This window comes from Streptomyces sp. bgisy159 (assembly GCF_965341775.1).
Taxonomy (GTDB): Bacteria; Actinomycetota; Actinomycetes; order Streptomycetales; family Streptomycetaceae; genus Streptomyces.
Genome location: NZ_CBDQZH010000005.1, coordinates 200,128 through 217,205, shown reverse-complemented (window position 1 = coordinate 217,205; position 17,078 = coordinate 200,128). Strand labels below are relative to the sequence as shown.

Genomic DNA, 17,078 nt, shown 5'->3' with positions numbered 1-17,078 from the left:
CCCGGAACGCAGGCGCTGGTGACGGCGCGGCGGACGCGCATACCCGGAATCCAGGCCCCTGTGACCGCCCGTCAGACGGCCGGGGCACGGACGACCGGCGCCCCCGGTCGGACGTCAGACGCCCGTGCTCGTACGGAGGCCGAAGGGGTGCTCTCATGACGGCCGGTGGACCGCCGCGTGACGGGGTGGCCGTCGGCGCCCCGCTCGACTCCCTCGCCGGCCTCATCGGCGGCCCCCGGGTCGACGACCTGCTGCGCAGGGCCGCCGCGGCCGCGCCGGGGCACCCCGCCGTCCGAGTGGGGGACGAGACCGTCACCTACGCGGAGCTGGAACGGCTCGTCGAGCGGTACGCCGTCGGCCTGCGCGCGCTGCTCGGCGGGGAGCGGAGCGTCGTGGCGCTGACCACCACCCTGGACCGGTACTTCGCGCCCGCCTTCTTCGGCGTCCTGCGCGCGGGTCACGTGCCGGCCCTGGTCAACCCCCTGCTGCGGGAGGACGGCCTGGCCCATGTGCTGGGCATCAGCGCGGCGCGGGCCGTCCTGGCGCCCCCGGAGCTGTCGGACCGGCTGACGGCGGTCCGGGCCCGGCTGCCCGAGCTGCGGCACCTCGTGCCCACCCACCGCCCGGACGGTGCCGGCCCGGACGGCCCGCCGGCGCTCGGCGAACTGCCCGCCGGGGCACCGCTGCCGCCCCCGGACGACGATCCCGAGGCCGTCGCCTGCGTCCAGTTCACCAGCGGTACGACGGGCCCGCCCAAGGCGGTGCTGCTGAGCCACCGCAACCTGGTGGTCAACGCCGCCCAGTCGGCGTGGGCGCACGGGGTGGACACCGGGTCGGTGGTGTTCAACTACCTGCCGACGTTCCACCTGATGCACCTGACCATCACGGTGTCCACGGGCTCCACGCTGGTGCTGTGCGCCGAGCCCGACCCGGCCGACGCGCTGGAGGCCGCCGCCCGGGCCGGGGCCACGCACTTCTACAGCCTGCCGGTGCGGCTGGCCCGGCTGGCCGTGCACCCCCGGCTGCCGGAACTGGCCTGTCCCTCGCTGCGGGCGGTGCTCTCCGGCGGTTCCGCCCTGCCGCTGACCGCGGTGCGGGCGCTCGGCGAGCACTTCAGGGTGCCCGTGGCCCAGGGCTACGGGCTGCAGGAGACCTCGCCGTCCACCCACTTCGACGTCCTGGCGGCGCCCCGGCCCGGCTCGTCGGGACCGCCGGTGGCCGGCACGGAGTGCAGGATCGTCGACGTGGACTCGCGCCGGGTGTGCCCGGTGGGCGAGAAGGGCGAGATCCAGGTCCGCGGCCCGCAGCTGATGAAGGGCTACCTGGGCCGTGAGCTGTCCGACGACACCGACGCCGACGGCTGGTTCGCCACCGGGGACATCGGCCGGCTCGACGAGGAAGGCCGGCTGTACGTCGTCGACCGGCTCAAGGACGTCTTCAAGCGGGACAACTGGCTGGTGTCGCCGACCGAGATCGAGCGGGTGCTGCTGCGGCACCCGGCGGTGGCCGACTGCGCCGTGATCGACCGCCCCCATCCGTTCAGCGGGGCCGTCGCCCACGGGTTCGTGGTGCTCGCCGAGGGCGCCCGGGGCACGGACCCGGCCGCGCTGGCCGCCGAGGTCAACGCCGGCCTGCCGTACTACGAGCACCTGGAGCACCTCGACCTCACCGACCGGATCCCCCGGTCCCCGACCGGCAAGGTGCTCCGCCAGGAGCTGCGCGAGGAACTGCGCACGCGGCCCGCGACCACCGCCGCGTCCCCCTATCTGCCCGACCCGTCCACGACCGCGCCAGCGGCACCCACCGAGGAGAGGACCACCGTCATGCACCACTTCGTGAACCGCTTCACCGTGACCGGCGACCCGGAGGAGTTCGAGCGGCTGCTCGGCAAGATCACCGACTACATGGCCGGGCAGCCCGGCTTCCGCTCCTACCGCCTGTACCGGTCCGTCAAGGACCCGGCGGTCTACGTCGAGACCGCGGAGTGGGCCGACGCCGCCGCGCACCAGCAGGCCATCGGCGGCGAGGGCTTCCGCGGCCCGGTGATGGAGGTCATGAAGCTCGCCCAGGCCGAGCCCGGCCCCTACCGCCTGGTCGGCGAGCGGCAGGCGGCGACGGACGCCTGACCGCGCGGGCGGGCCGGCCGGCGCCTCCCCCTCGCCGGCCGGTCCGCCCGTGCCCCCGCATCACTGGACGGAAGGAAACGGAAGGAAACTGTCATGACCGATGCGACCACCGCCGTACCGGGCCCGGTGATGCGGCTCAGGGAGCTCGCGCACAGCGCCGCCTGCGCCGCCTCCGTGCGCGCCGCCGCCCTGCTCGGGCTGCCCGAGGCGCTGGGCGAGGAGCCCGCCTCGGCGGCCGAACTGGCCGCCGCCGTCGGCGCGGACGAGGAGGCGCTGGTGCGTCTGCTGCGTTCGCTGACGACGTACGGCGTCTTCGCCGAGACCGCCGAGGGCACCTATGTGCACACCGCGGAGTCCCGGCTGCTGCGCGAGGACGCCGAGCACAGCATCAAGTACAACGTCGTCTGGGCGACCGAGCCGTGGACGTGGGAGGTGTGGGCCCACCTGGAGGAGGCGGTCCGCACCGGCAAGGGCGTGTTCACCTCGCTGCACGGCGAGGAGTTCTTCTCCTACCTGCACAGCCGGGCGCCGCGTTCCTCGGAGGTCTTCGACAAGGCGATGACCCAGTCCAGCCGGCTGTCGGCGCGGGCCATCGCCGAGCAGCTGGACCTGACCGGGGTGAGCAGCGTCGCCGACATCGCGGGCGGTCAGGGCCTTGTCCTGGCCACCCTGATGGAGAAGCACCCGGGGCTGCACGGCACCCTGCTCGACCTGCCCGACGTGGTGGCGCAGCCCGACGCCCGGCTGGCGGCGGGCGGCACGCTGGCGGAGCGCGCCCGGCTGCTGCCGGGTGACTGCCTGAAGGAGATACCGGTCCGGGCGGACGTCTACATCTTCAAGAACATCCTGGAGTGGGACGACCGCAGCACGGTGACCGCCCTGCGCAACGCGGTGGCCGCGGCCCGCCCCGGTGCCCGGGTGCTGGTGATCGAGAACCTGGTGGACGGCAGTCCGGAGATGAAGTTCACCACCGCCATGGACCTGCTGCTCCTGCTGAACGTCGGCGGCAAGAAGCACACCAAGGACGGTCTGGCGGCGCTGATGACCGAGGCCGGCCTGCGGGTCGACTCGATCCGCCCGGTCAACTCCTACCTGCACCTCTTCGAGTCGACCGTGCCCGCCTGACAAGACCGCGCCCGGCGGCACCGCTCCGGCGGCAGTCACCGGGCCCGTCCGGCCCAACGGCCCTCCCCGAACGCCCTCGCCGCCCGTACGGACGTCCGTGCGGGCGGCGAGGCATGTCCGTCCACCGCCCTGAGGAGTTCTCATGCCGTCCCCCGATCCCGCCACCCCCGCCGTCCCCGCCCGTCCCGTCGCCCTGCTGCTGCCCGGGCAGGGGGCGCAGCAGCCCGGCATGGCCGCCGGGCTCTACGAGAAGGAACCGGTGTTCACCGCCGTACTGGACGAGTTCTTCGCCGCGATGGGCGCCGAGGGCGAGGAACTGCGGCGGGACTGGCTGAGCGACCACCCGCGCGTGCCGCTCGACGACGCCTCGCGCGCCCAGCCGCTGCTGTTCGCCGTGGGGTACGCCATCGGCCGCACGCTGCTCGACCGGGGGGTACGGCCCGCCGTGCTGCTCGGGCACAGCGTCGGGGAGCTGGCGGCGGCGGCGCTCGCCGGGGTGTTCGATCTCGCGGAGGCGGGCTGGCTGATGTCCGCCCGCTCCGCGGCGATGGCCGGCACCGGGCCCGGGGGCATGGTGGCGGTGGCGGCCGGGCCGGCCCAGCTGGCGCCGCTGCTCACGGCGGGCGCGGCGGGCGGGGTGGCCGTCGGGGCGGTGAACGCGCCCGCGCAGACCGTGCTGAGCGGTCTGGAACCGCACCTCAGCGAGGTCGAGCAGACGCTCAAGGAGGCCCGGTTGGCGGCCCGTCGGGTGCCCGCCCGGCAGGCGTTCCACAGTCCGGCGATCGCCGAGGCGGCCTATGTGTTCGAGTCGGCGTTCGCCGGGGTGGCGCTGCGGCCGCCGGCGGTACCCGTGTGGTCGACCCGTACGGGGCGGCCGGTGAGCGCGGCCGAAGCCGTCGAGGCGGCCTTCTGGGCCCACCAGCTGGCCGCGCCGGTGCTGTTCTGGCCGGCGCTGGACAACCTTCTGGCCGAGGGGGACTTCACGCTGGTGGAGACGGGCCCCGGACAGGGGCTGTCGATGCTGGCCCGCCGGCATCCGCGGGTGCGCGGACGGCACAGCCGGGTGGTGCCGTTGCTGCCGCCCCGCGCCGGTGACGACCTGCCGTTCTTCCAGGAGGCGCTGACGCAATTGCTCACTTGACGATCGTACAGCAGCCTGCTTACCTATTGGCAAGTAGCTACTTGCCAATAAGACAGCGGCGGGCGGCCGACCCCGCGTGTCTGCGTAGCCCTTCCCGCCAGCGCTCAGCTGGTCACCACCTCAACCACCCGAAGGGGGCGGAACCGTGGCGCAAGCACGCGGACAACGCCAGACCGGGCCCACGGGCCGCACCGCAGCACCACCGGCCGTCCACCCGCACGGCATCGCCGGCCGCATGGGCGTCTGGAGCGCCCGGCACCGCTGGACGGCCGTGGGCGCCTGGCTGCTGTTCGCCGTGATCTCCGTGATCGTCGGAGGCGCGGTGGGCCAGATCGACGCGGCCGACCACGACACCCTGCCCGGCGAGGCCGGACGGGTCGTCAAGACCCTGCACGACGCGGGCGTGGCGGACCCCGCGCTGGAGACCGTCCTGGTCCGCACCGACGGCCCGGTCACCGACCCGGCGGCGCGCGGCGCGGTCGACGACGTCATCACCTCGCTGCGGGGCACCGGGCGGGTGACGGACATCCGCTCGCCGTACGACACCCGGGCGCTCTCCAAGGACGGCCACGCCGCCCTCGTCCAGTTCGCGGTGGAGGGCGACCCGGCGACCGCCGGGGACCGGGTCGGGCCCGTACTCACCGCCGTGCGCCAGGCCGCGGACCGCCACCCGGACGTCCAGGTCGAGCAGTTCGGCGCCGCGAGCGCGGACAAGGCCATCGGCGACGCCTTCAACGACGACTTCGCGCGGGCCGAGTACTCGGTGGTGCCGCTCGCCATCGGCATCCTGTTCATCGCCTTCGGCGCGCTGGTCGCGGCCGTGCTGCCGGTGATCCTCTCGCTGACCGCGGTGGTCGCCACCACCGGACTGATCGCGCTGGCCAGCCACGCCGTGCCGATGAGCGACAGCTCCGGCATCGTGATGCTGCTGGTCGGCATGGCCGTCGGCGTCGACTACTGCCTGTTCTACCTGCGCCGCGAGCGCGAGGAGCGGGCCCGGGGGCGGGATGCGCAGACCGCCCTGGCGATCGCCTCCGCCACCTCCGGGCGGGCCATCCTGGTCTCCGGCAGCACCGTGATCGTCGCGATGGCCGGCATGTTCCTCACCGGCATGGTGGAGTTCGAGGGGATGGGGCTGGCCACACTGCTGGTGGTGGCGGTGGCCATGATCGGCTCGGTGACCGTGCTGCCCGCCCTGCTGTCGCTGCTCGGCGACCGCGTCGAGAAGGGCAGGCTGCCGCTGCGCCGCAGGACCCCGCGCGACCCGGACGGCGAGAGCCGGGTGTGGCGCGCCATCCTCGGTGCGGTGCTGCACCGCCCGAAGCTCTCCCTGCTGGTCGGCGCCGGCGCGCTGATCGCGCTGGCGGTGCCCGCGACCGCGTTGCACCCGGCGGAGCTGACCCTCAAGCAGGAACTCGGTGACAACGCCCTGGTGCGGGCCTACGAGGACATCAACGCCACCTTCCCGGGCGGGCCCGAACCCGCCGAGGTGGTGGTGAGCGCGGCCGACATCACCGACGCCGGGGTGAGCCGGGCGATCGCCGACTTCCGTACCCGGGCGGTGAGTTCCGGTGCCTCGGACGGGCCGGTCCGGGTGACCGTGCACCAGGAGCAGAACCTGGCGGTCATCGAGGTGCCGCTGGTCGGTGACACCCAGGCGCGCAGCGAGAAGAGCCTGGAGGTGCTGCGCGACGAGGTCCGCCCGGCGACCCTCGGGACCGTCGACGGGGTGGAGGCGCCCATCGGCGGATCGGTCGCGGCCTCCAAGGACTTCGCCGACAAGCTGTCCTCCAGCGTGCCGCCGGTGCTCGTCTTCGTGGTCGTCTTCGCCTTCCTGCTGATGCTGCTGTCCTTCCGCTCGCCGCTGATCGCGCTGACCTCCACGGTGCTGAACCTGCTGTCGGTGGGCGCCGCCTACGGGATCCTGACCGCCGTCTTCCAGAAGGGCTGGGGGGCGTCGCTCATCGGGGCGGAGGGCGTCGGGGCCATCGAGTCGTGGCTGCCGCTGTTCCTGTTCGTCATCCTGTTCGGGCTGAGCATGGACTACCACGTCTTCGTCGTCTCCCGGATCCGCGAGGCCCGGCTGCGCGGCATGACCACCCGCGACGCGATCTCGCACGGCATCTCCACCACCGCGGGCGTGGTGACCAGCGCGGCGGTCATCATGGTGGGTGTCTTCGCGATCTTCGGCACCCTGTCCCTGCAGGGCATGAAGCAGATGGGCCTCGGTCTGGCGATCGCGGTGCTCATCGACGCCACCGTCATCCGCGGCATGCTGCTCCCGGCCGTGATGGTCCTGCTGGGCGAACGCAACTGGCACGTGCCCGCTCTGCTGCGCCGCCTGCCCGACCTGGAGGCCGGCTTCCCGGTGCCCGACGCCCCCGCCGCCGCCCCGGGCGGCGGCGGGACCCCGGACGAGGTCCGCGTCTGACCCCGTCGGCCGCCCGGCCCCGCACCCCTGTCCCGGGGGCGCGGGGCCTGCGGGCCGTGGGCGACCGCCGGGGTCACGGTGCCGGGGGCGAGAGGAGGCCGTCGCGTTTCCGCCGGAGGAAGGGGTGCTCCAGGTGACGGTAGCTGGCTTCGGCGAGCAGCAGGGCCGCGCCCAGGACGGTGACCGCGACCAGCAGGCCCGCCGTGCTCCAGGGGACGTCCTCACCGCCGCGGACCCGCTGGACCACGCCGAGCAGAGGCACGTGGACGACGTAGACGCCGTAGGAGATCACGCCGACGCGCACCAGCGGGGCCCGGCCGAGCAGGCCGGCGTCCGACGCGGGGCGGTCGTGGACCAGGAGGACGGCCGCCGCGAAGACCCAGGCGAGCAGGGTGTACTGCCAGACCCAGCCGTAGCGGTCGGCCAGCAGGATCGGGAAGCCGAGGTCGCCGGGCAGGCCCCGGCCGTCGGCCAGGGCGTGCACCGCCAGGCCGGCGGTCACCGCGGCGAACAGCGCCGGCATCACGCGTGCGACCGTGCGCAGCCGCGCCCGTACCTCGTCGAGCGCGGTCAGCGCCCCGGCCGCGAAGGCGTCGGCGTACGTCACCGGCGAGGTGTAGAGGGTCACCGGCCGGAGCTCCGGCGGATGGCCGGTCCCGGTCAGCACCAGCCACAGCGCCACCCGCAGCACCGGACCGGCCAGTGCCAGGACGACGAGCGTGCGCACCAGCCACCGGCGCGGCAGCAGCAGCGCCAGCAGGGCCCACAGGACGTAGGCCTGCACCTCGACGGCGAGCGACCACATGTGGGTGTAGAGCTGCATCGAGGTGGGCCGGAAATCGTGCGCCATGGTCGTCAGATCGAAGGTCCACGTCCACAGGTAGGGCAGATTGCGCCCGATCGATCCGTCGCCGTAGTGGACGGCGGCCAGCACGGTCAGCACCGCGCAGAACGCCAGGTGGAGCGGGGCCAGGCGGAGCAGCCGGTTGCGGGCGAAGCCGCGGGCCCGCCGGGTGCGGGTCGCGGCCGGGTCCTTGAGCAGCGTGCGGGTGACGAAGTGCCCGCTCAGGACGAAGAAGAGAGGGACGCCGACCCATCCCCAGGGCACGAGTCCGACGTGGTAGAAGAGCACGCCCAGCACGGCGAGTGCTCTGATCCCATCGAATTCCGGGCGATATTTACTCCGATATCGACTCTGGGCCATAGGCGCAAGGTAAAGGAGTCATCTATAGGCGTACAGAGATGATTTCAGCCGATCGGACGAATTGCCCGACGCCTTTCAGGAGGCGGGCTCGTAGAGCTTCACACGCCCGGACAGAGTGCCCGTGTATTTATTCACCGCATCAATTCGGGAGACCGCTCCGAGCTTGACGAAGATGCTGTGCACATGGCGTTTGACGGTGCCTTCGGAAATGGCGAGCCGACGGGCTATCTGCCCGTTGCTCAGACCGTCCGCGATGCGCCTGAGGATCTCCTTCTCCCGCTGGGACAGCCCCCCGTCGTCCTCCGCCCGGCCGAGTCCCTCGATACTGGAGCGGGCCACCGAGAGGACCACCCGCCCGTCGCGCGCGGCGACCGTGCGGATGGCCGTGACCAGTTCCAGCACGGTCACGGTCTTGGTCAGATATCCGCTGACCCCGACGGCCAGCAGTTCCTGCAGCAGAGCGGGGTGGTCGTGCGAGCTGAGCACCAGGAAGCGGGAGTCGCGGGCGGCCTGGCGCAGTCGCAGGTACACCTCCTTGACCCGCTCCGGCCGGTCGGCGTCGAAGATGACGATCTCCGGCTGGGTCCGCCCCGCCAGGGCGACCGCCTCGTCGGCGCCGGCGACACACCCGACCAGCACCAGGTCCCGCTCGGCGGCGAGCAGCGCGCCGAGCGACTCTCTGAGCAGCGTCTGATGATCGACCAGAAGTATCCGGATCTGCTTCGACGACATCCGTTGAACCCCCGTGAGTACGACTCGAACAATGCCGGGACGTTAACCGATCGAGCGGAGCGCCAACATGTGCAGATAGGCCATTACTGACGCATCCTATCGGACACCTCCGTTTCCTGGAGTAAAGGTTGGGCAATGAAGACCGTTTCCGGGCGGTGAGGGCATGCGGAATTAGCCCCTCCGCGCCGAGTGCGATCGTCGGGGAATAACCGGCAGACCCCGCTCAAAGATGAGAGGGGTCTGTGTTCGCTTGAATTGACTACTTTGCGGTGCGGGTCCGGTAGAGCCGTACGGCGAGCGGGGCGAAGAGCACGATCATCGCGACGGAGTAGACGGTGGTGGCGAGCACCGGGTGCTGCAGCGGCCAGGCGTGGACGCCGCTCGCCGGGTTGGGGTTCCCGAAGAGTTCCCGGATCGCCGCGGACAGCGCGCTGAGCGGGTTCCAGTTGGCCACCTCGCGCAGCCAGGCCGGCATGCCCTCGGTGGGGACGAAGGCGCTGGAGACGAAGGTCAGTCCGAGCATCATCAGCACCCCGAACTGCTGGACGCCCTCGGCGCTGCGGAAGACCATGCCGAGGCAGGCCATGCCCCAGTTGAGGGCGTAGGCGAAGAGCAGGATGAGGGCGAAGCCCTCGACCGCGTGCGCGGCGTCCGTGTGGATGCGCCAGCCGATGGCGAGGCCGGTCGCGGCGAGCACGACGACGGCGATGACGGTGGTCAGCAGGTCCGCGAGGCTCTGCCCGGCCAGCACCCCGGCCCGGGACATCGGCAGCGAGCGGAACCGGTCGATGATGCCGTTCGCCATGTCGTGGTTGACGGCGGTCGCGGTGCCGGTGGAGGCCGAGGCCATGGTCATCGCGAACATGCCGGGGATCAGGTAGTCGTGGTAGCTGACCCCGTCGGGCAGCGCGATGGCGCCGCCCACCACGTAGGCGAAGAGCAGCGTGAACACCACGGGGGTGAGCGTCACGTCGATCAGGGACTCCGGCTCGCTCAGCGTCCGCGCCAGATTGCGGCGGGCGAGGACGACGGTGTCGCCGAGCACCTGGCTGATCCGGGCGACCGGGTGCGGCCCGGCGCCGGTGCCCCTTCCGGGGGCAACCGTGAGGGTGGTCATCTCGTGTTCTCCAATGCTGCGGTGCGGGGTCAGCCGGCCTGGACGACGGTGTCGCTCTCGAACGCCACCCGGTCCTCGCCGAGGGTCGAGTGACCGGTCAGCGCGAGGAAGACGTCGTCCAGGGAGGGGCGCCGTACCGAGCAGTCGTCCAGGTCGATCCCGGAGACGTGCAGCGCCTGGACGACATCGGTGGCCAGCCGGGCGCGGGTGGCCACCGGCACCTGCACGTGACGGGTCGCGGAGTCGATGGTGGCCGGACCGGTGCCGAACTGGCCGAGGACGAGCGCGGCGGCGGCCGGATCGCTGCCGGCCGACACCACGACCTCCAACTGGGCGCCGCCGAGAACGGACTTGAGCTCGCGGGGGGTGCCCTTGGCGACGGTCCGGCCGCGGTCGATCACCACGATCTGGTCGGCCAGCTGGTCGGCCTCCTCCAGGTACTGGGTGGTCAGGAAGAGCGTCGTCCCGTCGGCCACCAGGTCGCGGATGACGTCCCACATGACGTTGCGGCTGCGCGGGTCCAGGCCGGTGGTGGGCTCGTCCAGGAACAGGATGCGGGGGCGGGCGACCAGGCTCGCGGCCAGGTCGAGCCGGCGCCGCATACCGCCCGAGTACCCCTTCACGGGGCGGACGGAGGCCTCGACCAGGTCGAACTCCTCCAGCAGCTCCTCGGCACGGTCACGGGCGGCGCGCCGGGGCAGCCCGGCCAGGCGGCCGATCATGACCAGGTTGTCGCGGCCGCTCTGGAACTCGTCCAGCGCGGCGTACTGGCCCGTGAGCCCGATGGCGCGGCGCACCCCGCCCGGGTTCTTGAGCACGTCGTGACCCGCGACCAGCACCTGGCCGGCGTCGGGCCGCAGCAGCGTCGTGAGCACTCGGACGGTCGTGGTCTTGCCCGCACCGTTCGGGCCGAGGACGCCGACGACGGAGCCCGTGGGCACGTCCAGATCGACGCCCTTGAGGGCCTCGTAGTCACCGAACCGCTTCACGAGGCCCTTGACGCTGATGGCGGTGTCACCTCCGACGGAAACCGACACGGTCCTCTCCTCATCGCACAGTGGTCAGGGGGATGCGACCGGCGGAGCCGGTCCGGCGCGACCGCGCGTGGATTCCTACTTGCTACTGTTCAGCGGATAATTGGCCCTAGCGGCAAGTTCCGACTTGGTAGAGCGGCCAGCGGTCACTTGCCAAACGGTAAGCCAAGCACTAGCCGATCGTCAAGGAGACGTCTGTCGACATGGCCAGCCAGACAGTGAAGGACCAGGTCAGCAGGAAGGAACCGGCCGCCAACACCCGCGACCGGCTGCTCGCGGTGGCCCGGGAACTGTTCACCACCCAGGGATACGGCGGCACCTCGCTGCGCGAGATCGCGGAACGGCTGAACGTGAGCAAGGCCGCGATCTACTACCACTTCCGGACGAAGGAGGACATCGCGCGCTCCATCGTCGAACAGATCATGGAGGTCAACGGCGGGATCGCGGACCGCCTGGCGGTGGCCGGGAAGGACGCGGCGGCCTGGCAGCGCGCGTTCGACCAGATCATCGAGATCGCCCTGGCCAACCGGCAGTTGTTCATGGTCTGGGACCGCAACGACGACGCCTTCCAGAAGCTGTTCGCCGACGATCCGGTGCTCGGCCCGCAGATCGAGGCGCAGGGCGAGCCGCTGGGCAGACTGTTCGCCGACCCCTCACTGCCGCCGGCCGACCGCATCCGGCTGGGGTGCGCGTTCGGGGCGATGATGGGCCCGCTGGTGATGTACACGTCGTTCTACGAGGACCTGAGCACGGACGTACTGCGGGAGCACATCCGCTCCACGGTGTCGGCGCTGCTCACGGGCTGACCGGCCGCGGGGCCGAGGGGGACGGCACCGCGCCCCGCCCACCACCGGGAGCACCGCAGCCCGCCCGGGCCGCGACCGCGCTCGCGGAAGCGCGTGTCCCGGGGGCAGGCTCGGCCGGGACGACGTCGTCCACGGGTCGGGCCCCGGCGAGGGTCAGGCCGGGTCCATCTGGGTCTCGTCGCCGCGGGTCCGCTCGGTGACGCGCGCCCTGAGGGCTTCCTCCGCCGTGTGCTCGATGCGGTTGGTCGCCAGGCGCAGCACCGGCGGGGCCATCACCGACGTGGCGACCGCCACCAGCACGACCACGGTGTACGACTGCGTCGTCAGCACCCCGAGCCGCAGCCCGACCGACGCCACGACGATCTCGATCACCCCGCGCGCGTTCATGCCCGCGCCCACCGCCAGCGCCTCCCACCCGCTGAGCCGGCTGAACCGGGCCCCCAGGAAGGCCCCGACGAACTTCCCCGCCACGGCGAGCCCCAGCACCGCCAGGGCCGCTCCCAGCACCGCGGGGCGCCCCAGCGCCGAGAGGTCCACCCGCAGCCCCGCCGTGGCGAAGAACAGCGGCGCCAGCACACTCATCACGAACGAGCGCACCGGCGCCAGCCGCGCGTACTGCGCCGCCCCGGACGGCCGCAGCAGCAGGCCGGCCAGGAACGCTCCGAACACCGCCTCCAGCCCGGCCGCCTGGGTCGCCGCCCCGCACAGCAGGACCGTCGCGACCGCCACGGCGACGGGCGAGCCCGGCGCCCGGCCGCGCTCGGCGGCCCGCATGGCGGCGCCCACCAGCCGGCGCCCCACCGTCGCCGCCGCGCCCACCACCACGACCAGCCACAGCAGCGAGGCGGCCACCGCCCCGCCCCGGACACCGGTGGTCGCCGCGGCCGAGACGACCGACAGCAGGATCCAGCCGACGACGTCGTCGATCACGCCCGCCGCCAGGGTCAGCTGACCGACGTTGCGGTGCAGCAGGTTCATGTCGGCCAGCGTCTTGGTGATGACCGGTATCGCGCTGACGCACAGCGCCACGCCGAGGAAGAGGGCGAAGACGTAGCGCTCCCGCACCGCCTCGCCGACGAAGGAGCCCGGCGCGTACCAGCCGGCCAGGAAGCCCAGTCCGAGCGGCAGCGCCAGCCCGGTCACGCTGATACCGAGCGCGGTGCGCCGCCGGCGCCGGACCAGTCCGAGGTCGAGCTCCATCCCGGTGACGCCGACCAGCAGCAGGACGCCCAACTGCCCGACCGCGTCCAGCAGGTGGAACTGGTCGGCGCGCTGCGGCAGCAGCCAGTCCGACAGCGCGGGGCAGGCGTGGGAGAGCACCGTCGGCCCCAGCAGCACGCCGACGGACAGTTCCCCCACCACGGCGGGCAGCCGGCAGCGCACGGCCAGCCGGCCGAGCACCAGGGCCAGCAGGACGAGCAGTCCGGCCTGGAGGAGGAACACCAGCAGCGAGTGGGCCGGGATGGGGGTCACCGGCAGGGCGATCGGCATGGCACTCCCCTGCGTCGCTCGAACGTGGACGGAGCGCACACCGTCGCACCGGCGGTCCTAGGGGTGATCCAGCGCCGGACGAGGGACGCCGCGGGCCGAAGTTGCGGAGGGCGTCATTCCAGCCAGTTTCCCGAGTCGGGCACATCTCACCAAACGTGGTGATTTCCTTCCGTCCCGCTACATCGAAAGTTACATCGCCGTTGATCCGCCCGGCCCACCGAGGCCAACCTTCAGAAGGCTCCATTGCTGGTGATCTAGACAAGCCATAAAGTTCTGGCCAGTGCTCGTCGAGCAACCGGCAATTTCCACCGGAAGGACAGCTGAGTGAAATACAAGCTTCTCGGCCCACTGGAAGTGACGCACGATCAGCACATATACACCCCCCGCGCCCCGAAGGTGAAGAAGGTTTTAGCACTTCTTCTGCTGAGGGCGAATCAGGTCGTCCCGCTCGACGCCTTCATCGAGGAACTCTGGGGCGAGAAGTCACCGCAGACCGCGGTCACCACCACGCAGACGTACGTCTACCACCTGCGTAAGTCACTGGCACGCGCGGTCGGCCCGGAAAAGGCGGAGGAGATCGTCAGGACCGCCGCGCCGGGCTACGTCCTCCAGGTGGAGGAAAGCTCCCTCGACATCACCGCGTTCGACTCGCTCATGGCCGGCGCACAGGTTTCCGCGACGGCCGAGGACTTCCGGACCACCGCCCGCTACGCGAAAGAGGCACTCGCCCTGTGGACGGGTTCCCCGCTGGCCGGCGTCGAGTGCGGAAACGTACTGCACGGCTATGTGGTGAACCTGGAGGAGCGCCATATAGCGGCCCAGGAACTGCGTGTCCGGTCCGAGATGCACCTGGGCAACCACCGGGAACTCATCGCCGATCTGCGCTCCCTGGTCACCGCGCACCCGCTCAACGAGTGGTTCCACGGCCAGCTCATCACGGCCCTGCACCGCTCCGGACGGCGCAGCGAGGCCCTGCACGCCTACCAGAAGGTCCGCGACCTGCTGCGGCGTGAGCTCGGACTGGAGCCCTCACCGGAACTGTGGCAGCTGCACCAGGAGATCCTCGCGGCCGACGTCCGCGCCCGCGCCCCGCACCCCCGCCTCCCCCTGCCCCCGCGTCCCGCAGCCCGCCGCGCCTCCGCCCCCGCCCTGTAGCACTCCGGAAACGAGGATGTCCCATGGCTGTCCAGCACCGCCCGAACGGCCCGGCCGTTCCCGTCGACGCCGACACCTTCCGCGCCGTCATGGGGGCGCTGCCCACCGGCGTGACCGTGGTCACCACCGTGGACGCCGACGGCGCCCCGTGCGGCTTCACCTGTAGCGCGGCGTGCAGCGTGTCCCAGGACCCGCCCCTGCTGCTGGTGTGCGTCAACAGCGGCAGCCGGGTCCTGCGGGAGATGCTGGGCGCCGGCGCCTTCGCCGTCAACATGCTGCGGGCCAACCGCGAATGGGTCTCCGCCCACTTCGCCGCCCGCGACGCGGACCGCTTCGCCGCCGTCGACTGGCGGCCCACCGACTCGCTCGGTCTGCCCTGGCTGCCGGACCACACCGTCGCCTACGCCGAGTGCCGGCTGGACTCGGCCATCGCCGCCGGCGACCACACCGTCGTCATCGGCACCATCGTCGGCGGCGACGCGCTGCGGACCCACGGCCCCCTGATGTACTGGCGGCGCGAGTACGCCGCCTGGCCCGACCGCGAGGCCCTCGGCGCCGGGCTGACCCTGGCCACGGAAGGCTGACCGGCGATTCCGTCCCGAGCCCCGGCTCGCGTCCCGCGATCCCGGTGGCTCGCGGCGCCCCGCACCCGGACGTCACCGGCACGACGCGGCCACCACCCGACACGGTCACCCAACCACCCACCCGCACCCCGGAACCACCCACACGACGGGGCGACCCCACACCAGGGGGCGCCCCGCACACCGATGCCCTCGCACCCGCCACCGCACCCCCGCCACCGGCCCCCACCCCGAACACGCCCCATCCCCTCCCGCGCCCTCTCCCCGCCCCGAACACGCCCCGCGCCCGCTCCCCGCCCCGAACACGACGTGCCGCCACCGGACATCTCCGGTGGCGGCACACGACGTCCGCCCGGGCGGTCGGCCCGCCCGCACGGCGTCGTCAGACCGCCCGCACGGCGTCGTCAGACCGCCCGCACGGCGTCGTCAGACCGGGGCACCGTCATCGGCCCGGGGCACCGTCATCGGCCCGGGAAGCCGGGTGCGGGGCTCACAGCGTCGACTGCACCTTCTGCGGTGACACCGCCAGCAGGTCGCGGATCTCCTGGCGCGGGTGGTTCTTGGCCCACTCGGCGACGACCTGCATGTTCTCCGCGGTGGGGCTGATGAACCGCTCCTCGGGCCGGTTCAGCCCGAGCGCCGGGAACATCCAGTCGGACTCCCGGATCCGCTGCAGCATGGTGTCCGCGGCCTCCTGCGCCGGCACCCGGCCCGCGTCCACCGCGTCGCACTGCGCGACGAGTTCCTCGAACAGCTCCGCGCTGAAGTCGGTGGGGCACCACAGCCCGGGGTACTTGCTGTCGTCGAGCGCGCGCAGCGGCCCGTCGTCGCCGGACGCCTTGGCGGCCGCCAGCGCGTTGAGGAACCGCTTGCTGCCCACCGCGCTGCCCGCCACCCAGATCCGGAAGACCGCGTTCCACAGGTCGTAGTTCTGGAAGCCGATGTAGGAGGCGTTGACCAGCTTGTCGTTGTAGTCCAGCAGCCCGAGCTCCAGCCGCTCCACCGGCTCGAACCGCGCCATCTCGAAGTCGTCCTCGCGCAGCGCCTCCATCAGCCGCCACGCCAGGGTGTTGATCAGCTCGCAGGTGTTGGACAGACCGCGCGAGAACAGCGGGTCGATGAAGCCGGCCGCGTGGGACATCAGGCACCAGCGCGGGCCGACCGTGCGCGTCGAGGAGTACTGCATGCGCGGCGTGCGCACCCACTCCCGGACGCTGCGGGCGTTGGCCAGCTGCCGCTCGACGGCCGGGAAGCGCCGTACGTGCTTCCAGAACTCGTCCTCCGGGGACAGCCCCGGCTCCTCCGGGTAGCGCCGCTCGTCCAGTTGCAGCCCCACGCTGCACAGCGGGTTCGTCGCCCCCGGGTGGTTGTCGAACGGGATGACCCAGAGCCAGCCCCGGTCGAACATGTGGTGCAGCGTCCCGGTGTGCCAGGGCACCGGCGGCCGGTCCTCGTCCCCGTGCAGCAGGTGGTCGTCGGCCGGCTCGACCCCGATCATGTGCGTGAAGACGGACCGGGCGTGGTGCCTGATATTGCCCGGCTCCTCGCGCAGCCCGAACTGCTCGGCGAGCGGCGAGCGGAAACCGCTGGCGTCGACGATGTAGCGGGCCTGGTAGCTGGAGCCGTCGGCGCCGATGACGGTGACGGCGTCGTCGGCGAAGTCCACCTTGGAGACCCGGTAGTTCTGCCGTGCCTCGCAGCCGTAGGCCAGCGCCGTGTGGAACATGTAGGCGTCGCTGTCCTGGCGGAAGAAGTGGGCCGCGTTGCCGGTGACGTCGAGCAGCCGGAACATGTTCGTCTCGCGCGGGTCCGGCTCCTCGCCGTCCCGGTGGATGATGAATCCGAAATTGCTCTTCTGGCCGTGCGCGGAGCCCACGTGTTTCAGCACGCTGTCGAAGCTTCCGAGGTGACCTATTTCGGGCACCCCGTAACGGTGTGCGAGAAGACGCAGAATGAACAGCGTCTGCCCGATCGTGGATTCCCCGACGGCGAAGCGCGGATGCTGGGCTCCGTCCAGCAGCAGCGTACGGAATCCGTGTTTCGCCAGAATGGCGCCCAGCATCGTCCCGGACAGACCGGTTCCGACGATGACGACGTCGTACGTTCCTTCGTCGCGCCGCATATTCACGTTCCCC

The 17,078-nt window shown here is 72.1% G+C and carries 13 protein-coding genes; 7 read left to right on the top strand and 6 right to left on the bottom strand.

Annotated features, from left to right (window positions below; translation table 11 throughout):
* Positions 1–155: 155 nt before the first annotated feature.
* The 4 genes from ACSLTV_RS07970 to ACSLTV_RS07955 all read left to right on the top strand — a co-directional run bounded on the left by ACSLTV_RS07970 (position 156) and on the right by ACSLTV_RS07955 (position 6,823).
* Positions 156–2,126 (top strand): AMP-binding protein, encoded by a 1,971-nt coding sequence (locus tag ACSLTV_RS07970; protein WP_432158443.1) that lies wholly within the window; start codon positions 156–158, stop codon positions 2,124–2,126.
* Between the two features lie 93 nt (positions 2,127–2,219).
* Positions 2,220–3,251, top strand: a complete 1,032-nt coding sequence (locus tag ACSLTV_RS07965) for a methyltransferase (RefSeq protein ID WP_432158442.1) — start codon at positions 2,220–2,222, stop codon at positions 3,249–3,251.
* A gap of 142 nt (positions 3,252–3,393) precedes the next feature.
* On the top strand, positions 3,394–4,392 hold the full coding sequence (locus tag ACSLTV_RS07960; RefSeq protein WP_432158441.1) for an acyltransferase domain-containing protein: 999 nt from the start codon (positions 3,394–3,396) through the stop codon (positions 4,390–4,392).
* A 235-nt stretch (positions 4,393–4,627) separates the two neighbouring features.
* Positions 4,628–6,823: an MMPL family transporter gene (locus ACSLTV_RS07955; protein ID WP_435611906.1), complete on the top strand. Its 2,196-nt coding sequence runs from the start codon at positions 4,628–4,630 to the stop codon at positions 6,821–6,823.
* Positions 6,824–6,896: 73 nt separating this feature from the next.
* On the opposite strand, the gene ACSLTV_RS07950 is transcribed toward ACSLTV_RS07955, so the two are convergent.
* The 4 genes from ACSLTV_RS07950 to ACSLTV_RS07935 form a co-directional block, all read right to left on the bottom strand.
* On the bottom strand, positions 6,897–8,027 hold the full coding sequence (locus ACSLTV_RS07950; RefSeq protein ID WP_432158440.1) for an acyltransferase family protein: 1,131 nt from the start codon (positions 8,025–8,027) through the stop codon (positions 6,897–6,899).
* Positions 8,028–8,102: 75 nt separating this feature from the next.
* Entirely contained in the window at positions 8,103–8,759 is a 657-nt protein-coding gene (locus tag ACSLTV_RS07945; RefSeq protein WP_432158439.1) for a LuxR C-terminal-related transcriptional regulator, read from the bottom strand.
* Positions 8,760–9,018: 259 nt separating this feature from the next.
* Positions 9,019–9,876: an ABC transporter permease gene (locus tag ACSLTV_RS07940; protein ID WP_435611880.1), complete on the bottom strand. Its 858-nt coding sequence runs from the start codon at positions 9,874–9,876 to the stop codon at positions 9,019–9,021.
* A gap of 29 nt (positions 9,877–9,905) precedes the next feature.
* Entirely contained in the window at positions 9,906–10,913 is a 1,008-nt protein-coding gene (locus ACSLTV_RS07935; protein ID WP_432133083.1) for an ATP-binding cassette domain-containing protein, read from the bottom strand.
* Positions 10,914–11,113: 200 nt separating this feature from the next.
* Between ACSLTV_RS07935 and ACSLTV_RS07930 the strand changes: the two genes are divergently transcribed.
* Complete coding sequence (locus ACSLTV_RS07930; RefSeq protein WP_432133084.1) at positions 11,114–11,716, top strand: TetR/AcrR family transcriptional regulator; 603 nt, start codon at positions 11,114–11,116, stop codon at positions 11,714–11,716.
* A gap of 153 nt (positions 11,717–11,869) precedes the next feature.
* Here ACSLTV_RS07930 and ACSLTV_RS07925 read toward each other — a convergent pair whose 3' ends face one another.
* A complete protein-coding gene (locus ACSLTV_RS07925) occupies positions 11,870–13,207 on the bottom strand; it encodes a cation:proton antiporter (RefSeq protein ID WP_432158438.1) in 1,338 nt (445 codons plus the stop codon).
* A 324-nt stretch (positions 13,208–13,531) separates the two neighbouring features.
* On the opposite strand from ACSLTV_RS07925, the gene ACSLTV_RS07920 reads away from it, so the two are divergent.
* Both ACSLTV_RS07920 and ACSLTV_RS07915 read left to right on the top strand, forming a co-directional pair.
* Positions 13,532–14,362 (top strand): AfsR/SARP family transcriptional regulator, encoded by an 831-nt coding sequence (locus ACSLTV_RS07920; protein WP_432158437.1) that lies wholly within the window; start codon positions 13,532–13,534, stop codon positions 14,360–14,362.
* Positions 14,363–14,385: 23 nt separating this feature from the next.
* Complete coding sequence (locus ACSLTV_RS07915; RefSeq protein WP_432158436.1) at positions 14,386–14,946, top strand: flavin reductase family protein; 561 nt, start codon at positions 14,386–14,388, stop codon at positions 14,944–14,946.
* Positions 14,947–15,433: 487 nt separating this feature from the next.
* On the opposite strand, the gene ACSLTV_RS07910 is transcribed toward ACSLTV_RS07915, so the two are convergent.
* Positions 15,434–17,065, bottom strand: coding sequence for an NAD(P)/FAD-dependent oxidoreductase (locus tag ACSLTV_RS07910; protein WP_432156629.1), 1,632 nt, complete (start codon positions 17,063–17,065; stop codon positions 15,434–15,436).
* Positions 17,066–17,078: the final 13 nt, after the last annotated feature.